Source organism: Streptomyces plumbidurans, from assembly GCF_019857225.1.
In the GTDB taxonomy this organism is placed as follows: domain Bacteria; phylum Actinomycetota; class Actinomycetes; order Streptomycetales; family Streptomycetaceae; genus Streptomyces; species Streptomyces plumbidurans.
In genome coordinates this window covers 41378-58280 of the sequence record NZ_JAFJSY010000037.1, presented here as the reverse complement: position 1 = coordinate 58280, position 16903 = coordinate 41378, and the positions used below count along the sequence as shown (strand labels likewise).

At 71.7% G+C, this 16903-nt stretch carries 20 protein-coding genes; 9 read left to right on the top strand and 11 right to left on the bottom strand.

What is annotated here, in order from left to right; translation table 11 throughout:
• A partial coding sequence (locus tag JYK17_RS23520) for a PRC-barrel domain-containing protein (protein ID WP_222811133.1) occupies positions 1-543 on the bottom strand: 543 nt, incomplete at its 3' end.
• A 233-nt stretch (positions 544-776) separates the two neighbouring features.
• On the opposite strand from JYK17_RS23520, the gene JYK17_RS23515 reads away from it, so the two are divergent.
• On the top strand, positions 777-1661 hold the full coding sequence (locus tag JYK17_RS23515; protein ID WP_222811132.1) for an SCO2400 family protein: 885 nt from the start codon (positions 777-779) through the stop codon (positions 1659-1661).
• Between the two features lie 30 nt (positions 1662-1691).
• Here the strand turns inward: JYK17_RS23515 and JYK17_RS23510 are convergent, their stop codons facing one another.
• Together JYK17_RS23510 and JYK17_RS23505 are read right to left on the bottom strand one after the other, a co-directional pair.
• Positions 1692-2411, bottom strand: coding sequence for a DUF4328 domain-containing protein (locus JYK17_RS23510; protein ID WP_108010618.1), 720 nt, complete (start codon positions 2409-2411; stop codon positions 1692-1694).
• Positions 2412-2499: 88 nt separating this feature from the next.
• Positions 2500-2889, bottom strand: a complete 390-nt coding sequence (locus JYK17_RS23505) for a luciferase domain-containing protein (protein ID WP_108010616.1) — start codon at positions 2887-2889, stop codon at positions 2500-2502.
• A 156-nt stretch (positions 2890-3045) separates the two neighbouring features.
• On the opposite strand from JYK17_RS23505, the gene JYK17_RS23500 reads away from it, so the two are divergent.
• Positions 3046-3411, top strand: a complete 366-nt coding sequence (locus tag JYK17_RS23500; protein ID WP_108010614.1) for a DUF6479 family protein — start codon at positions 3046-3048, stop codon at positions 3409-3411.
• A 14-nt stretch (positions 3412-3425) separates the two neighbouring features.
• On the opposite strand, the gene JYK17_RS23495 is transcribed toward JYK17_RS23500, so the two are convergent.
• Entirely contained in the window at positions 3426-4127 is a 702-nt protein-coding gene (locus tag JYK17_RS23495) for a DUF6445 family protein (protein WP_108010612.1), read from the bottom strand.
• 280 nt (positions 4128-4407) lie between these two features.
• On the opposite strand from JYK17_RS23495, the gene JYK17_RS23490 reads away from it, so the two are divergent.
• Entirely contained in the window at positions 4408-5151 is a 744-nt protein-coding gene (locus tag JYK17_RS23490) for a DUF4142 domain-containing protein (protein ID WP_234548009.1), read from the top strand.
• A gap of 124 nt (positions 5152-5275) precedes the next feature.
• Here the strand turns inward: JYK17_RS23490 and JYK17_RS23485 are convergent, their stop codons facing one another.
• A complete protein-coding gene (locus JYK17_RS23485; protein WP_108010610.1) occupies positions 5276-6241 on the bottom strand; it encodes a nucleoside hydrolase in 966 nt (321 codons plus the stop codon).
• Positions 6242-6323: 82 nt separating this feature from the next.
• Positions 6324-7544, bottom strand: coding sequence for a threonine--tRNA ligase (gene thrS / locus JYK17_RS23480; RefSeq protein WP_108010608.1), 1221 nt, complete (start codon positions 7542-7544; stop codon positions 6324-6326).
• Between the two features lie 282 nt (positions 7545-7826).
• Here thrS and JYK17_RS23475 point away from each other — a divergent pair, with 282 nt between their 5' ends.
• Positions 7827-8621 (top strand): hypothetical protein, encoded by a 795-nt coding sequence (locus JYK17_RS23475; RefSeq protein ID WP_128802441.1) that lies wholly within the window; start codon positions 7827-7829, stop codon positions 8619-8621.
• A 3-nt stretch (positions 8622-8624) separates the two neighbouring features.
• Here the strand turns inward: JYK17_RS23475 and JYK17_RS23470 are convergent, their stop codons facing one another.
• Together JYK17_RS23470 and JYK17_RS23465 are read right to left on the bottom strand one after the other, a co-directional pair.
• Complete coding sequence (locus tag JYK17_RS23470; protein WP_128802440.1) at positions 8625-8903, bottom strand: ribosomal protein L7/L12; 279 nt, start codon at positions 8901-8903, stop codon at positions 8625-8627.
• A 28-nt stretch (positions 8904-8931) separates the two neighbouring features.
• Positions 8932-10275 (bottom strand): helix-turn-helix domain-containing protein, encoded by a 1344-nt coding sequence (locus JYK17_RS23465; RefSeq protein ID WP_108010602.1) that lies wholly within the window; start codon positions 10273-10275, stop codon positions 8932-8934.
• Positions 10276-10372: 97 nt separating this feature from the next.
• On the opposite strand from JYK17_RS23465, the gene JYK17_RS23460 reads away from it, so the two are divergent.
• Positions 10373-10525 carry a hypothetical protein gene (locus JYK17_RS23460; protein WP_164932206.1) on the top strand — a complete coding sequence of 51 codons (153 nt, stop codon included), beginning with the start codon at positions 10373-10375 and terminating at the stop codon, positions 10523-10525.
• Positions 10526-10528: 3 nt separating this feature from the next.
• Here the strand turns inward: JYK17_RS23460 and JYK17_RS23455 are convergent, their stop codons facing one another.
• Together JYK17_RS23455 and JYK17_RS23450 are read right to left on the bottom strand one after the other, a co-directional pair.
• Entirely contained in the window at positions 10529-10723 is a 195-nt protein-coding gene (locus JYK17_RS23455; protein WP_108010600.1) for a DUF397 domain-containing protein, read from the bottom strand.
• Positions 10683-11531, bottom strand: coding sequence for a helix-turn-helix domain-containing protein (locus JYK17_RS23450; protein ID WP_108010598.1), 849 nt, complete (start codon positions 11529-11531; stop codon positions 10683-10685). The genes JYK17_RS23455 and JYK17_RS23450 overlap by 41 nt, the downstream gene beginning before the upstream one ends.
• A gap of 61 nt (positions 11532-11592) precedes the next feature.
• On the opposite strand from JYK17_RS23450, the gene JYK17_RS23445 reads away from it, so the two are divergent.
• Positions 11593-12831: an amidohydrolase gene (locus JYK17_RS23445; protein ID WP_108010596.1), complete on the top strand. Its 1239-nt coding sequence runs from the start codon at positions 11593-11595 to the stop codon at positions 12829-12831.
• Positions 12832-12845: 14 nt separating this feature from the next.
• Here the strand turns inward: JYK17_RS23445 and JYK17_RS23440 are convergent, their stop codons facing one another.
• The gene (locus tag JYK17_RS23440) at positions 12846-14009 is read right to left on the bottom strand and encodes a hypothetical protein (RefSeq protein ID WP_108010594.1); all 1164 of its coding nucleotides are present in this window, start codon (positions 14007-14009) and stop codon (positions 12846-12848) included.
• 197 nt (positions 14010-14206) lie between these two features.
• Here JYK17_RS23440 and JYK17_RS23435 point away from each other — a divergent pair, with 197 nt between their 5' ends.
• The 3 genes from JYK17_RS23435 to JYK17_RS23425 all read left to right on the top strand — a co-directional run bounded on the left by JYK17_RS23435 (position 14207) and on the right by JYK17_RS23425 (position 16818).
• On the top strand, positions 14207-14704 hold the full coding sequence (locus JYK17_RS23435; RefSeq protein WP_372465254.1) for a hypothetical protein: 498 nt from the start codon (positions 14207-14209) through the stop codon (positions 14702-14704).
• Positions 14705-14806: 102 nt separating this feature from the next.
• Positions 14807-15739 carry a hypothetical protein gene (locus JYK17_RS23430; protein WP_164932205.1) on the top strand — a complete coding sequence of 311 codons (933 nt, stop codon included), beginning with the start codon at positions 14807-14809 and terminating at the stop codon, positions 15737-15739.
• Positions 15740-15819: 80 nt separating this feature from the next.
• Positions 15820-16818, top strand: coding sequence for an endonuclease/exonuclease/phosphatase family protein (locus JYK17_RS23425; RefSeq protein ID WP_222811131.1), 999 nt, complete (start codon positions 15820-15822; stop codon positions 16816-16818).
• The last annotated feature ends 85 nt before the right edge of the window (positions 16819-16903 follow it).

Below are 16903 nucleotides of genomic sequence, written 5' to 3'. Positions count from 1 at the left end.
GGTGCCGGCGGCCATACCGGTCCCGGCTGCCATGCCGGTTCTCGCGGCCATGCCCGTCCCGGCGGCCATGCCCGTCCCGGCGGCCATGCCCGTCCCGGCGGCCGTACCGGTCCCTCCTGCCGACGTGCCGGTCCCTCCTGCCGTACCGGTGCCCGCGGCCGTACCGGTCCCCGCGGCCTTGCCGCCCTGCGACTGCTGCCCGGCCCGCTGACCGGTCGCGCCGCCCGAGCCCATGCCGTAGTACTCGTACAGGCGGTGCTCCTCCTGCACGGAGAGGTGCCCACCGGCGTCGACGTCCACGTTGGGCGCGCCCTTGATCTCGTCCTTGGCGTACGGCACCTCCAGGTGATCCTGGACGAGCGTGGCGCCGTGGATGGGGATGAAGGACTCGTTGCTGCCGAACAGGCCGGTCTTCACGCTGACCCATTCGGGCTTCCCGGTGACGTCGTCGAAGTAGACGTGCCGGGCATCCCCGATCTTGTGGCCCCGGGCGTCGTGAACCGGATGGTTCAGTACGGCGGGAATCTGTTCTCGAGTGATCATTTAAGGTCTCCTTTCCTCCCCTCATGGCCGACTAACCACATGATTACCGGCAAAACACCACAAGCCTCACAATATTGTTTAATGCACAACAATGTCCTGTGGTTCCAGGCGTGCAGAGAATCCCCGCAGGAGCGCCACACAGGGCCCACACAGTCTTGCGAAACCGCCGTTACCGTTGCTGGCTGTTCGAATCTGCCCGCCTCTGCCCGTGCGAACGTCAGGAATACGACGGAATGGACTACTGCTCCTCGTGCCGCCGGCACCTCAACGGCGCCCTGGTGTGCCCAGGTTGCGGTGCCTACGCCCCCGACATCGCGCCCGTGACCCGGGACGGCCACGGCTTCGAGCCGTTCGCCCCGAAGACGCCGCCCCGGCACGAACCACGCCCCTTCGACCCCGCCCCCCACGAGGAGATACCGGCCGCCGAGGCCGCGCTCCCGACGGGTGAGGGACGGGCCGCGCGGCGCCGGCAGCGGGCGCGGTGGAAGAAGAACCAGCGCCGTGCCGTCGTCGCGACCACCGTCGCGCTCGTCGGCGGCGGGCTGACCATCTCCACGATGGGCAGCGGCTCCGACCACCGGGACCAGGCGTCCGCGGCCCCCGACTTCACCAGCACCGGCGCCCAGGACCTGCCCGCGCAGCCGTACGCCGAGCCGACGACCCCCGCGCCGGGCACCGGCAAGCACCGCAAGCCGCAGTCCTCGGACGGGACCACCGCCTCCGGCAACGCCCGGCACGGTGCGGCCACCGCTCCCGACGCCCCCAGCACCGCGTCGGCGAGCACCCGGCCCTACAGCGCGCCGCACACGTCCCGGTCGGCGGTCCGGCAGCAGACCGCGGCCGCGCCCTCGACCGGCACGTCATCCGGCGACACCGGCACCTCGACGCCGAGCCGGTCGCCCTCCGCCACGGCGGGCGACACGTCGACGTCGGGCTCGTCCAATTCGGGTGCGTCCCAGTCGAGTTCGTCGCAGTCGGGTTCGTCGCAGTCGGGTTCGTCGCAGTCGCCCTCCGGCACGAGTACGTCCCCCTCCGGCACGAGCACGTCGCCCTCGGGCGACACGGCGACGACGTCCCCCTCGGGGATCTGCGTGCTCGGCCTGCTCTGCCTGGGCTGACCAGCGAAACCGGCTGCCGGGCGTCCCCGCCTATGCGGCGGCGGGGCCCGGCGACTCGCCGTATGGCACGTCGCCGTCGATGTGGCGCTGCTGCACGGCCGTGACGGCGCGGACGACGAAGGTGCCCGCCACGGCGGCGCCGATCACGGCCGCGTCGGAGGCGAGCAGCATCCACGGGTTGTCGTAGGCGCGGGCGATGATGTCGTCGGCGTCGTCCGCGTACATCAGGCCCACCCCGCTGATCAGACCGATCAGCCACAGCCCCCACCACACGTTCAGCGAGCGCGGCAGCCGCTCGCCCGGGGCGCTGTCCTGGTGGGCGTCCGCGACGATGCCGCGCGGTATCCACAGGTTGGCGACGGGGATCACCCAGCCCGCGTAGAGCCAGAAACCGACGTAGCGCGGCGACCTGCCGGACAGGGTGCGGGCGTTGTCCCGCACGATGTCCAGCCACAGCAGGAAGGCGATCGCGCAGATCAGTGCGGTGGCCGCGCCCACGTCGCCGACCAGGTGGTACGAGTTCTCCAGCGAGGTCAGCGGCCGGTGCACGCCCCCTCCCTGGTCCGGCGGCCCGGAGGCGGGCTCCCCCGTCACGGCCAGCCGTATCTCCCACACGGCCCGCACCGCCCAGGCGACCCCGGCCAGGGCGAGGAGAGCGACGGTGCACCGGCCGACGCCGTGGACACGGCGCAGCGCGGGGACGGGGGCGGGTACGTCATCGGGCGTGGGGGGTGTCGTGTGATCGTTCACCGGGGCATCCTCGCGGACGAGCAGCCGCCGACGCCAGGAGGACCCGCCCCTCAAGAGCGGCAGGCGTGGGGGCCGTTGCCCGGCGTCGTCAGTTCTCGTCGGCCTCGTCGCGGACCAGGACGGTCACGCGGTGGAAGTTGCAGACGGCCGACGCGGGGGGCTCCTGGGGGCCGGTGTGGGCCTTGAGGGCGACGCTGACCAGGCTGAGCAGGAGGTCGACGTCGGCGTCGCAGTCGAGGTGGACGGTGACCCAACGGGAGCCCGGCACCAGGCGGATGGCGGTCGACTCGGCGAAGTCGTAGTGCAGGCGCTGGATCGCGCGGGTGGTGAGGTGCAGGTCCACGTCGCGGTCGGAGTGGAAGTGCACGATCTCGTCACGTGCGGAGCGCAGCGCCCGGCCCGTACCGCAACCGGCCTCGCACAGGCTGAGGTCGGGCCACGTCGCCAGCTGGTTCATGGCTTTCTGCGCCGGTGTCATGGACCCATGGTGCGGTGCTCACCACGCAGACACCAGGCATTGCGGCATCCGTAACCCGTAGGAGACGTGATGCGCTGCGTCACGTCTCGGCACCCGTCGTGACCTGCGACAACACCGAGGGCTCCCCAAACGGCTCCTTTCGGCGATAATTGGGGCATGAGTACGGCGACGTTTGTACTAGCGGCCACGTCGAGTGAAGTACTCAACGTGATCGCCGCCTTTGTCGGTGGCCTGATCATCGCTGGCGCGCTGGTCTGGGCCGTGCAGTTCGGCATGACCGTCCGGGACCGCGAGCTGCCGCGACCCAATCCGGACGAGCAGCCCCACCTGCCGGACGGCGGCGCCGTCCGGGAGACACGCGAGATGCGGGAACCGGACGAGGTGCCGCACACGCCGGGTGGGAGGCGGCTCATGCCCTACGAGCTCCACAGTTCCAGCAGCAGGACAGGAAAGGATCAGCACCGCCGGCGCTGGCTGCCCGGCACGAGCGGCTCCTTCGGCAGCGGCGGCCTGGGACGCTGACGCCTCCCGGAACCTCACGCCATCCAGAAGAAGACCGCTGTCATCCGCTTGTCCTCGAGCGTCCGGCCGGAGTAACCCGTCGCGCTGTGCACGAGGTTGGCGTTGTAGAGAAGGAGCCGGTTGTACCGGTGCGGGACCCGTACGTCCTCCTCGAAGGCGTCCGGCGCGACGAACCGGGTCCCGAGGGCCTCTACGAGGTTGTTGTGCGGGGCCTGGACGACGTTGCCGCCGAGCCTGCCGCCGGGCAGTGACTGGCGGTAGAAGGCGGTTCCGCAGTCCTTGGGGACGCCGGGGTTGAGATACAGCACGGCCGCATACCGGCACAGGGCACGGGAGTCGGTGTGCGGACGCGGTTCGCTCTCGCCCTCGCCGACGACCTGGACGCAGTTGTGGTTGAGGGTGCCGCCGCCGGGGGCCTGCTGGACCCACAGCTCCTTCGCGCCGGTCGCCTGCTTCACCAGCCGCTCGACGCGGGCGAGTTCGCCGGGTTCGAGCCCCGGCATGGTGCGCAGTCCCGGCCAGGTCTCCGAGGTGTACGGGTATCCCCTGACCCAGTCGTCCTTGGCGAGGCATCGCTCGCGCACCGCGTCCGCGTCGGGCAGGACGTCGTCCAGGACCCAGTAGTCACGGCCCTTGGTGGGCTTGCGGTAGGGCAGGACGGGGAGGGCGGCGGGGCCCCTTCGCTGCTGGGACGGCCGGGGGAGCTGTGGGGGCATGGGCCGAATCTAGGTGCGAGGCCCGTATCGACTCTCCCTCGTCCCGGCCTCGTCTCTCCCGTGAAACGGTCAACATTTCGTCAACCGCTGGGAGGGGGGCGTGCGGTGGGGAGTGCGCGGCCTCGGGCCGGCACCGAGACATGCCTCACACCCTGAGTTTTTTACCAAATCAAAAGGTTCCGAGCCGCGACCGTTGCGTACTTTCCACCGTCCGAGCCCGTCGATCGCTGACGGGATCCCCGACCGGGCAGGAGGCACGGTGCGCTTTTCGCGGAATGCGATGGGAACTCTCTTCGTGGGCGGTGCCCTGAGCGTGACACTGGTGGCGCTCGCGTATCCCGCGATGCTCGGAGTCAACACGACGTCGAGCAACGGGTCGCGTGTCATCGCGCAGACCCAGTGGGGACCGCTGACGGAGGCGGACCGGGACTTCGTGGTCAAGGTGCGCGCGGCGGGGCTGTGGGAGTACCCGGTCGGTCAGATGGGCCTGAAGAAGGGGACGACCAAGGCGGTCATCACCGCGAGCAAGCACCTGGTCGACGGACACGCGGCGCTGGACGCCAGCTGCCGCAAGATCAGCGCGATGCTGAACATCACGATCCCCAACGTGGCCAGCCCGCAGCAGGTCGGCTTCGTGAACACGCTGAGCGCGGACAAGGGCAAGCAGTTCGACACGGACTTCGCCAACATCCTGCGGGTGACGCACGGTTCGATCTTCAACACCATCGCGAAGATCCGCTCGACGACCAAGAACACCGTGGTGCGGGCGCTGGCCGATCAGGCCAACGACACGGTGCTGGACCACATCCAGGTCATGGAGCAGACCGGTCTGGTCAACTTCGACCAGGTCCTCTTCCAGGAGACGACCCCGCCGAAGCTGCCCGCCAAGGACCTGACCCCGCCGCCGCCGGCCGCGGGCCAGCCGCAGGTGGTGCTCAGCCCGCCGGTCGACAGCACCACCCAGCCGCCGGTGCTGCCCGGCGAGCCGAGCGGGAGCGCCAGCCCGAGCCCGACGGTGAGGTGAGACCCGAGCCCGACGGTGAGGTGAGACAGGGCCGTACCGACGGCGGGACCGGACCGGTCCGTTCACGGGGAGCGGATCCGGTCCCCGCGAGCGAGCCGCGAGGACCCTCCGGAAAGTACGGGCCTCAGCGCTCGACCGTCTCCAGGTACAGCTTCACGAACCGGTCCACGTCCACGTCCAACGCCACGTCCACCAAAGGCTGTTCGCGTACGCCCTCGTGGATCTCCGCCTCCCCCGGGCTCAGGCGGCGGTCGACGACCGTCTGGCCGCGGGTGGGGCCGGGGGCGAGGGAGACCTCGACCGGGAGGAGGCGGGTGGTGATGCCCGCCGGGTCGACCACCGTGCACACCGCGCCCGCGTCGCCGAGGCCGCCCGCCTCCTCGGCCTCGGGTGCCTCGCCCTGGTGGGCTGGACGGTGGGCGAGGAGTTCGCCGGCCAGGCGGGTGCCGGGCTCGGAGCTCGCGCGCAGCCGGTGCACATCGGCGCCGGGGACCACGACCCGGGTGAAGACGTCCAGGCCGTACATCGTGATCGGTACGCCCGCGGTGAGCAGGACGGCGGCCGCCTCCGGGTCGTGCCAGACGTTGAACTCGGCGACGGGCGTGGCGTTTCCGGTGGCCACCGCGCCGCCCATGAACACGATCCGGTCGATGTTGCGGGTCACCTCCGGGTGGGTGCGCAGCAGCAGCGCGATGTTGGTCAGCGGCGCCGTGGGCACCAGGGTGACCGGACGCGGGGAGGCGAGGATCTCGCGGCGCAGCAGGCTCACCGCGTCCACGTCGGCGGGGGCGCGGGTCGGCGCGGGCAGGCCGAGGTCGCCCATCCCGTCGGCGCCGTGTACGTGCCGGGCCGAGCGCGCCGGTTCGAGCAGCGGGCGCTCGGCTCCCCGGCCGACCGGGATGTCGGGAGCGCCGGCCTGCTCCAGCACGGTCAGGGTGTTGCGGACGACGCCGTCGACGTCCGTGTTCCCGGCCACGCAGGTGATCGCCCGCAGGTCGATCGCGGGGTGCCGCACGGCGAACAGCAGGGCCAGGGCGTCGTCGACTCCGGTGTCGCAGTCGATGATCACCGGGATGGGCTGACCGGTCACTGCCGCGCTCCTCTCGTCCGGGAGCCCCGAGTCCTGCGGGAGCCCCGCGTCGTGTGCAAGCCCCGAGGGCTGTGGAACGACCCTACGCAGCCGCCCAGAGTTCGGCGGCACGGGACCGCACGCATCCCTCGGCCCGCTCCAGCAGAGCGTGCACCGGTACGGCCCCCGGACGCCGCCCGTCCCGCAGCCGTACGGCCGCCAGGTCGCCGTCCGCCTCCTGCGCGCCGATCACCGCCTGGTACGGCACCAGACGGTTCGCCCGGATGCGGGCGCCGAGGCTGCCCTGCTCGGGTCCGGCGAGCTCCGCCCGCAGCCCCCTGGCCACGGCCCGCCGTACGACGCCCTGGGCCTGCTCCTCCTGGGCGTCGGAGACCGGCAGCACCACGAGCTGGACGGGGGCGAGCCAGGCCGGGAAGGCGCCGCCGTGCACCTCGATCAGCTGGGCCACCGCGCGCTCCACGCTGCCGATGATGCTGCGGTGCACCATGACCGGGCGGTGCTTGGAGCCGTCGGGTCCGATGTAGTGCAGGTCGAAGCGTTCGGGCTGGTGGAAGTCGATCTGGACGGTGGAGAGGGTGGACTCGCGCCCGGCCGGGTCGGCGATCTGGACGTCGATCTTGGGACCGTAGAAGGCGGCCTCGCCCTCCACGGCGTCGTAGGGGATCCCGGCGCCCGCCAGGACCTCCTTGAGCAGGCCGGTGGCGCGCTGCCACAGCTCCGGGTCGGCGACGTACTTGCCGCCCTCGCCGGGCAGCGAGAGCCGGTGGCGCAGGGCGCTGATGCCGAGGTCGGCATAGGCGCGGGCGATCAGCTCCAGGGCGGAGCGGGCCTCGTCCACGGCCTGCTCCAGGGTGCAGAAGATGTGGGCGTCGTTGAGCTGGATGGACCGTACGCGGGTCAGTCCGCCGAGTACGCCGGACAGCTCGGAGCGGTACATGCCACCCAACTCGGCCATCCGCAGCGGCAGTTCGCGGTAGCTGTGGGAGCGGGAGCGGTAGATGAGGGCGTGGTGGGGACACAGGCTGGGCCGCAGCACGACCTCCTCGCTGCCCAGCTCCATCGGCGGGAACATGTCGTCGCTGTAGTGGGACCAGTGCCCGGAGATCTCGTACAGCTCCCGTTTGCCGAGCACGGGCGAGTACACGTGCCGGTAGCCGGCCGCGCGCTCCTGCTCGCGGATGTACTCCTCCAGGGTGTGCCGCACGATCGCGCCGTCGGGCAGCCAGTACGGCAGTCCCGCGCCCATCAGCGGATCGGTGTCGAACAGATCCAGCTCACGGCCCAGTCTGCGGTGGTCGTGCATGGTCTCTCTCCTCGTGATGACGGGTGAGCGACCTATGACGAAGCCCCGGGCCACTCGCCCGGGGCTTGGGACCTGCCGGTCCAGAACTCAGCGCGCCGGGAGACTCTCCGGCGTCGTCGTGGACAACGAGTGGGCGCGCTTCATGGCGGGAGGGTAGCCCGCCGTCCGGTGCGGGGGCCACGGGTTTTCTCGTAACCCGGACGGCCCGGCGCGCTGGTGGGGTGCCGGGCGGGGTGGTCCCGTTGAGACACACCCGATCTTGAACAGGCGCCCGGAGGCCAGATGATCCGCATTCCGTCCCGTGTCGTCGTCGCCTCGGTGCTGTCCCTGGGGGCCCTGGGGAGCGCGAGCGCGTGCGGTGCCCTCTCCCAGGTGAAGGCGCAGGCGCCCGCGCCCTCGCACAGCGCCGGGCCGTCCCCGACCGCCCCCGCCTCGCCGCAGTCGTCGCAGTCACCCCAGTCCCCCTCGCTCACCGAGGCGCAGGCGCAGGCCGCGCTGGTGACCGAGAACGACCTCGGCGAGCCGTGGGCGCCGACGCAGGGCGCGGCGACCTGGCGGGACGGCGTACTCAAGGCGACGGCCGAGGCGCCGGACTGCCGCAAGCTGCTGGACGCGCTGTACACCGACGACCTGTTCGGGGCGGCGCGCGGGACCCGGGCGGTGATCGGGCTCGACGACGCGATGGACCAGGCGCAGCTGCGCTACCAGGTGCTGGCCCTGAACCCCGCGGACGTGGACCGCACGCTGGCGTGGCTGGGGTCGCTGCCGCAGACGTGCGGCAGCTTCTCGGCGGTGACCGACCACGGCGTCGCCGAGGGCGTCCAGGTCAGTACGGCCGAGCTGCCGGAGGTCGGTGACGCGCGGCAGGGGCTGCGGGTGACGTTCACCGGGCGGACGGCCGAGGGCGAGCAGCTCCTGCTCACCCTGGACGTCGCCGTGGTCCGGGTGGGCGACGACACGATCGCCCTCACGCACGGCGGCCCCGGCTACGTGTCCTCCGACGCCACCCAGGCCTTCGTACAGGTGGGCGTGCAGCGACTGGCCGACGTCAGGAAGCAGGCCCGGCTGCGGGTGTGAGTACTAACCGAGCTTGTCCACGGCCTCCTTGGCCTCCTTCAGGCCCGCCCCCGTGGCCTCCCGGTACACCTTGATCGCCTGGATCTTCTTGCCCTCGACCAGCAGCGCGTTGATCTCGTCCGACCACGGTTCCGGCTCGCTGAGGCCCAAGTGGCCCAGGACCAGGTCGAGTTTGTGCTCGACCCGGGCCATCCGCCTGTCCTGGCGGGAGATCCGGTTCTCGATGCTGCCGATGCCGAACAGCACGAGCAGGATGATCAGGGCGAGTCCCAGTATGTCCATGACACGATCGTAAAGGGCGTCACAGGCGTCACAGCGGAGGCTGTGCGGGTGCCGGGCCGAGGGTGGTGGTGCCGGGGGCCGTACGGTGTCCGAGACCCGTGCGGTACGCGTCGAGGGCCGCCTCCACCCGGCCGGTGCGGCGCAGCAGGTCCCCGAGCAGGCGGCACAGGTCGGCCAGGTCGCCCGCCGCCCCCGCCCGCTCAAGGAGGCTCAGGGCGCGGACGTAGTGCTCCTCGGCGGCCTCCGTGTCGCGGGCGTCCTCGGCGATGATGCCGAGCAGCCGGTGCGCGGCGGCGGAGTGCAGGGCGCCGCGTTCGGGACTGAGGTCGCTGAGCACGTCGTGCAGGAGGGCCGCGGCCTCCTCGGACTTGCCGCGCCGGTGCAGTACGTCGGCCAGCTCGACGGCGACCTGGCTGCTGTAGAGGGCGGCGCGCTTGGCCGAGAGCATGTCCAGCGCCTGCCTCAACTCGCCCTCCGCACGCTCCAGTTCACCGTTCTGCGCGCACACGTACCCGCGCATCCAGTGGCAGTTGGCCAGCTCGGTGCGGATCTGCAGGGTGCGGTACAGCTCGGCGGCCTTGGCGAGCGAGGCGTCGGCCTCGGCGATACGGCCCTCGGCGAGCAGGGTGCGCGCGACCGAGCGGTGCATCCGGGCGACGAGCGCGGGGTCGCCGGACTGCGGGGCGAGGGCGAGCGCGAACTCGGCGGCCTGGGCGGCGCGGGCGTGGGCGCCCATGTCCATGTACGGGCCGATCACGCTGGCGTAGAGCAGCAGCAGGGCGTCCGGGTCGTGCAGTCCGCCGCGGTTGAGCTCGTCGAGGGTGGACTCCAGCAGGTAGACGGCGTAGCGCAGTTCGCCCGCCAGGTAGTGCGAGACGGCCCGGCCGCGCAGGGCGGGCACGCGGGCCGGCAGCGGAACATCGGCGAGCGCCTGCTCGGAGCCCTCGAAGTACCCCCGCGCGGCATCCAGTTCACCGGTGTCGAGGGCGCACTCGCCGAGCCCCAGCAGCGCGACCGCCTGCACTTCGGTCAGCTCGTGCGCCTCGGCCTCGGCGAGCAGCGCGGCGTACTGCTCCGCGGCCTGCTCGGCCTCCCCCGACGCCAGCGTGCGCTGCGCCTCGGTCAGCCTCAGCCGCAGATCGGTGGCGAGATGCGCCGGGCGCCCGGTCACCAGTTCCTCGTAGGCGATCCCGAGCCGCCCGGCGACATGCCGCAGCGCCTCCTCGGAGGGCCGCACCCGTCCGGCCTCGAGCGTGGAGATGTACGCGGGTGTGTAGGCGGGCTCCGCCAATTGTCTCTGGGTGAGTCCACGTTCGGCCCGCAACTGCTGGACTCTGCGGCCGATGGTCACCGGATCGTCACGCTCCGACACGCCAACTCCCCCTGTACCTCTTGCTGTTGCCCCACGACAGCCTCTAGGTTAAACGGCGTCTTAAGCGCGTTTAATACAACGCTGTTGAGAGGTTGCCGTGCTTCGACACATCTCCGAGCGTTACGCCCGAGGTCTCGGTGCAGCCCTGGTCGCCGTGGCCGCCCTCGTCCTCGCCGCCAACGCGGGCCCGGCGCGAGCCACGGACGCGGGACAGGTCCAGCAGGTGCAGCAGGCTCCGCACTCCCGTTAGGGCTTACCGGCGGACGTACGCGACAAGGGCGGCCCACGCTTCCGGCGTGAGCGTGAGTATGCCGTGCGCGGGGTGCTTTGAATCGCGGATCGCGATGTGAGGGTTGAGGTCGGCGACCTCAACACATTCGCCTCCGGTGTTGCCGCTGTACGAGGACTTACGCCACCGCACGTTCGTCAGATCCAGGTTCGTGCCCATAGCGCTCCTCCATCACCCGGGTGATCAGTGCCGCCGAATCCTCCACGGAAAGGGCGGACGCCTGCAAGTGAGCGTAACGAAGGGCGGCTTCCCTGACGGTCTCCGGATTGGCCGTCATGTGACCCGAGATCAGGTCCTCGGTGTACACCAGGTCCGGGTGATCGTCGAAGCGGAGTTCGGTGAACGACCCGATGAGACTGGCATGTTCACCCACCTCGAACGGCAGCACCTGGATACGCACCCACTTGTGGTCGAAGACGCTCAACAGGTGGGCGAGTTGCTCGCGCATGACCTCACGGCCTCCGATGGGCCGGTGCAGGGCCGCCTCGTCCAGCACGATCCAGGTCAACGGCGGGTGCTCGCGCGTCAGAATGCGCTGGCGCTCCATTCGCGCGGCGACCAGCTCGTCGAGCTTGTCCCGTACACCCGTTGCCAGCACGGCCCGTGCATACGCCTCCGTCTGCAGAAGGCCGTAGATCATCTGAGCCTGATACGTCGAAACGTAGGTCGCTTTGGACTCCATGTCCGCGAACGCCTGAAACCACGTCGGCAGTTGGCACCGAAGAACCAACCCCACCAACCGCGAGAACGCCCCGTCCGTGCCCAGCGCAGCGTCCACGCGTTCGGCGAATTCGCGGGTCGGCACCTTCTGCGTCGTCTCGATCTGGCCGATGAGGGACCCGGTGCAGAAGACGACCGCCCCCAGCTCGCGCTGGGTCAGCCCCGCCTCCTCCCGTTTTCTGCGCAGCTCGTAGCCGAAGTAGTCCAACGGGGAGGCGGCAGGATCGAGTTCACGAAGGTGAGCCATACACCGAGAGTAAGCAAACGGACACGCTCAGGTGGCTGAAATCCCGTAATACGCTGCTCCGATGACCTCTCCCGCCGCTCGTGCCGCGCTGGATCTGACCCCCGACCTCCCCGTCGCCGGACTCACGGACTTCTACCGGGATCTGCACCGGCACCCCGAGCTGTCGCTCCAGGAGCACCGCACGGCGGCGAGGTTGGCCGAGCGGCTGGCCAAGGCGGGTTACGAGACCGTCGAGGGCATCGGCGGTACGGGAGTGGCCGGGATGCTGCGCAACGGCGAGGGCCCGACGGTGCTGCTGCGCGCAGACATGGACGCGCTGCCGGTGCAGGAGGAGACCGGGCTGCCGTACGCCTCCGAGGTGCCCGGCGTGATGCACGCCTGCGGGCACGATCTGCACGTGACCTGGCTGGCGGGCGCGGCCGAGGCGCTGGCGGCGGGCCGGGACGCCTGGTCGGGCACCCTGCTCGTGGTGGGCCAGCCCGCCGAGGAGACCGGGCAGGGCGCGCTGAGGATGGTCACGGACGGGCTGTACGAGCGCTTCGCCCGCCCCGACGTGCTGCTCGGCCAGCACGCGGCGCCCGGCCCCGTCGGCTTCTACGCCCACTCGCCGGGCCTGCTGATGTCGGCCTCGACGGACGTCGACATCGTCGTGCACGGACGCGGCGGGCACGGCTCCCGCCCCGAGACCACCGTCGACCCCGTCGTCACGGCCGCCTACCTGGTCACCCGGCTGCAGACGGTCGTCTCCCGCGAGATCCCCGCCCGTGAGTCCGCCGTACTGACCGTAGGGAAGATCGAGGCGGGCACCCGGCACAACATCATCCCGGCCGAGGCGCACATCTCCCTGAATCTGCGCACCCAGTCCGACGAGGTGCGCGAGCGGATGATCGCGGCGATCCGGCGCATCGCGGCGGGGGAGGCGCTCGCCGCCGGCTGCCCGCGCGAGCCCGAGGTGACCGTGGGCGCGACCTTCCCGGTGACCATGAACGACGCCGGCACCGACCGCCGGATCGCGGCCGTGCACGAGGAGGTGCTCGGGGCCGGGACGGTGCTGGACTTCGGTCCGGTGATGGGCAGCGAGGACTTCCCGCATCTGGCCCAGGGCGGCAGCATCCCGTACGCGTACTGGTTCGTGACGACCACCCCGGCCGACGTGTGGGACGCGGCGCCCGGCGCGGACCTCATGGAGAAGTTCCTGGCCGTCCCCAGCAACCACAGCCCCCACTTCGGCCCCGACCTCGCGACGGTCGTGCCGGGCGTGCGGACACTGGTCTCGGCGGCACTGGAGTACCTCGCCTAGCCGCGCCCGCCCCTCTACCCCTGGGTCTGCAACTGCCGCAACTGGCGCCGGACATGGTCCAGCGCACCCTGCCGGCGCCCCGGCACCCGCGAACGCAACTCGGCGAGCGACGCACCGAGTTCCCGCGCCACCACAGCATCCTGCACCTGTCCCCACTGGTGGTGCGCCCGGTCCACGGCCGACTCGACCGCCGGCCCGTCCGGCGCCTGCCCCGCCGCCAGCCGCGCGGCCGCCACCCCCAGCCAGGTCCGGCAGCTGCGCGCCGGATCCCCCGCGAACATCGCCAGATCCGCCCGCACCTCGGCCCAGTGCAACGCCTCCTCGGACCCGGGCCCATGGGCTCGTACGGCGACCTGCTCGTGCCGCGCGGCGAGCGCATCGGCCTCGGGGTGCCGACCGGACTGCACGGCGGCGGAGATGGCGGAGTGAGGATCGCCCTCGCCTTCCAAGCCCCGGTCCGCACCCTTCAGCCCGTCCGGCGTTTGAGGACGAGGCCCTTCGGGCCGATACGGGGGTCTGGGGGCGAAGCCCCCAGGGACACCGGCCACGACACCACCCGAGGCCAACACCAAGTCCCCGTACCCCCCGACCCCCACACGAGCCAACGCCTGCTCATGCAACTGCGGGACCTCCGGACGCCACCCGGCGCGCAAAATGGTCGCCACCGCCTTCATATAGGCGGGCACCCCCACGGTCCGCCGCGAGGGCGGCGGCGCGATCCGGCCGTAGACGGCGACGGTGCGCCCCGCGTCGAGCGGGTTCGAGCGCAGCCATTCCCACATCTCGGGGTCGGCGTGCAGATCCAGGATCAGCGTCGCGGTACCCGGGGCGCGCAACCGCAGCTCCTCCCGGATCCAGTGCCAGGGCAGGCCGGTGTAGCGGACGGTGGTGGGCGTCGTACGGGCCAGGGCGAGATGCGGCAGGCGCTGGCGGCGGTCGAGTTGCAGCTGTCCGGTGACGAAGACGGTGAGCGGTCCCGGGGCGGCCGCCGCGGCCCGCAGCCGGGTCAGGACGGCCTGCGGCTCCAGCGGGTCGGCGAGTTCGACGACGTTCGCCGTGTCCGTGCCGGACAGGACGCCGGGCGGGACGGCCGCGAGGACGGGGAGCACGGACGCCGCGTCCACCAGGCACCCTTTGCCGGCCGGGGCTGCGGCGAGCAACAGCACGGTCCCGGGCATCGTTCCCTCCCCATCCCCCGTCGATCACGTACGGCAAACGGTAACCGCTGCGGCTGCAAAGGTGGGTCTCAGGACCGCAAACGCCCGCCCACGGGCGTCCGGGCCGCTTCCCGCGGATCGGGGCCGTCGACCGACTTGCCATGCCCGCGTCGCAGGTGTGCTCTGGTAGTCGGGGGCGAGGAGAGAGGAGTGCTCTCATGGCTCAAGCGGCACCGACGCCCGGCGGCATCACGTCCGGCGGCATGAGGTCCGGCGGCATGATGGGGCGGATCAGGGCGAACCGAGCGGCCCGTCCCACCCGCACACCCGATCTGTTCGACGACCGGGTCCACGCCGTGGGCCGGTACGGCATCCCCGTCGTGCTCGGGCTCGTCTACGGACTGTGGGCGGCGGCCAACCGGCGCGGCGGCGGCGAGATCACCGGCTGGAACATCCTGTTCGGCTTCGTCACCGCGATCGCGTTCATCGTGCTGTGCATCGCCGTCGCGACCTTCGCGCCGCTGCTGAAGCGCGAGTTGCACTCGCTGGTGAAATCCGGCTTCGCCGGTGCGGCGGTCGGCTTCCTCTACAGCCAGACCGGCGAGTCGATCTACCGGTCGGTCGCCCTGGGCGTGGTCGTCACGGCGGGCATCTTCCTGGTGTTCTTCTACCGCTACTACACACGCGAGGACGGGGCGGGCAACCGCATCCGCTGAGCCCCGGCGGCCTGATCCCCTGCCGTATCCCTGACGGCGGGCGGTCACCCGTTCGGAGCCGTAGCGCTCGCGCGTGCGGCCCGCGGGCCGTTGCCTGGAGAGGTGGCCCCACGTCCTGCGCGCCTGCGGAACGCCCTGTCGGCGTCACTGATCGCCCTCGCCTGTCTGCTCGCGCCCTGCGGCGCGCTCGCGGCCTGGGCGGCGTACGACCTCGCCGACACGGGACGCTACGTCACGACCATGGCACCGCTGGCCGGGGACCCTGACGTGCGCGACGCGATCGCGGACACCGTCGGCGCCGGAATCATGGACGAGGTCGACGCACGCGTGGACGTGAGCCCGATACGCGGGGCCGTGCGCCCCTACGTCCACGACGCGGTCCACTCCTTCACCCGCACCGAGGCCTTCCGGCTCGCCTGGGACGCCGCGAACCGTGCCGTCCACGACGCGGTGCTGCGCGCCCTGAACGACGAGAGCGAGCAGGACGTCACCGTCGACCTGGCCCCGGTCACCGCGCAGGTCAAGCGTCAACTGACCGTCGACCACGTGCCGTTCGCCAACCGCATCCCGGTCGAGCACACCGCGGTCTCGGTCCTCCCGGCCCAGGAACTGGACCGGCTGCGGAAAGGATTCCATGTGCTGGAGGTCGCCGGTTTCTGGCTGCCCGTCGCCGCCGTCGTCTTCGCCCTCACGGGAATCGCCGTCGCCACCTGCCGCCGCCGCGCGGTCACCGCGACCGGGCTCGGCACGGCCCTGGGCGGTGCGCTGCTCGCCCTCGCCGTGATGATCGGCCGCAGGCTCACCCTCGCCGACCTCCCCGAGGACGCCCACCAGCCGGCCGCGGGCGCGGTCTACGACGCCCTCACGGCAACCCTCCGCCAGGCCTCCTGGCTGCTGGTCGTCCTCGGCCTGACGGTCGCCCTGGCCGCCCGGCTCACCGGCCGCCGGAGCCTCCGCCTCCGCCTGCGCCGCCGCCGGGGCTCAGCGGCTCCCGGCCGCGATCCGGCCGACCGCCCGACCCGGGTACGGGCCTGACGCGTTGCGGAAGTCCCTGCGCGAGACTGCCCGGCTGGGGGATGATTCGGGCATCTCACTCGCGAGCGGGAGGCCGGGACGTGGACACTGCCACTGCCGAGTGGACCGCCGCGCACGAGGACGAACCCCTACGACATCCCGGACGACGCCTCGCCGCCTGGTGCGCGGGACTGCTGCTGCTCGGCGTGAGCGTCGTGGTCGGCTGCCGGGTCGCCGACAGCGACGGGTTCACTCCCGTCCCCCAGTTCCTCGCCTTTCTCCCCTGGCTGCTCGCACCCGCCGGATGCGCCCTGCTCCTCGCGCTGCTCGCCCGGTGGCGGCTCGGCATGGTGTGGGCGCTCGCCGTGCTCGGGCTGCTCGCCTGGTACATCGAGCCCTACGGCAGGACCGACGATCCCGGCGGGGCGCCGCTGGCCGAGTTCAAGGTGCTCACCTCGAACGTGGAGTTCGGTCGCGGCACCGACTCCCTCGTCCCCCAGATCCGGCGCCATCGCCCCGGCATCGTGTTCGTCGAGGAGTGCGAGTACTCCTGCCAGGCCACCCTGCGCCGGGAGTTCGACGCCGACTACCCCTACCGGCAGGCGGTCGCGGCCGAGGGCTCCAAGGGGTCGATCATCCTCAGCCGGTACCCGCTCAGCGGCACGGCCGGCGTGCGCGGCACGATGGGCATGCCCGGCGCCGTCGCCGACGTGGACGGACACGACATACGGCTGCAACTCGCGCACCCCATGCCGCCGTTGCCGGGCCAGGTGGACGTATGGCACCGGGAACTCGCGCGGCTGCGCGCGGCGGCCGCCGCCACCCGCACCCCGATGATCCTGGCCGGTGACTTCAACGCCTCCCAGGACCACGCCGCCTTCCGCCACATCCTCGACACCGGCCTGCGCGACTCCGCCCGGCTCGCCGGGCACGACCGCACACCGAGCTGGCCCGCCCGGCTCACGCCCGCCTTCGGCGCGCAGATCGACCACGTCCTCGTCAGCCGGGACTTCTCCGCGAACAGCGCGAGCTTCCTGCGGCTCGCCGACACCGACCACCGCGCCCTCGTCGTCGACATCACACTGCACAAGCGCGGATGAGCCGCTCGGGGCGTACGCACGCGGGTGCGGGCCGCCTCGTGCAGGAGGCGGCCCGCACCGGGTGGGGGGTGGAGGGTCCAGGCGT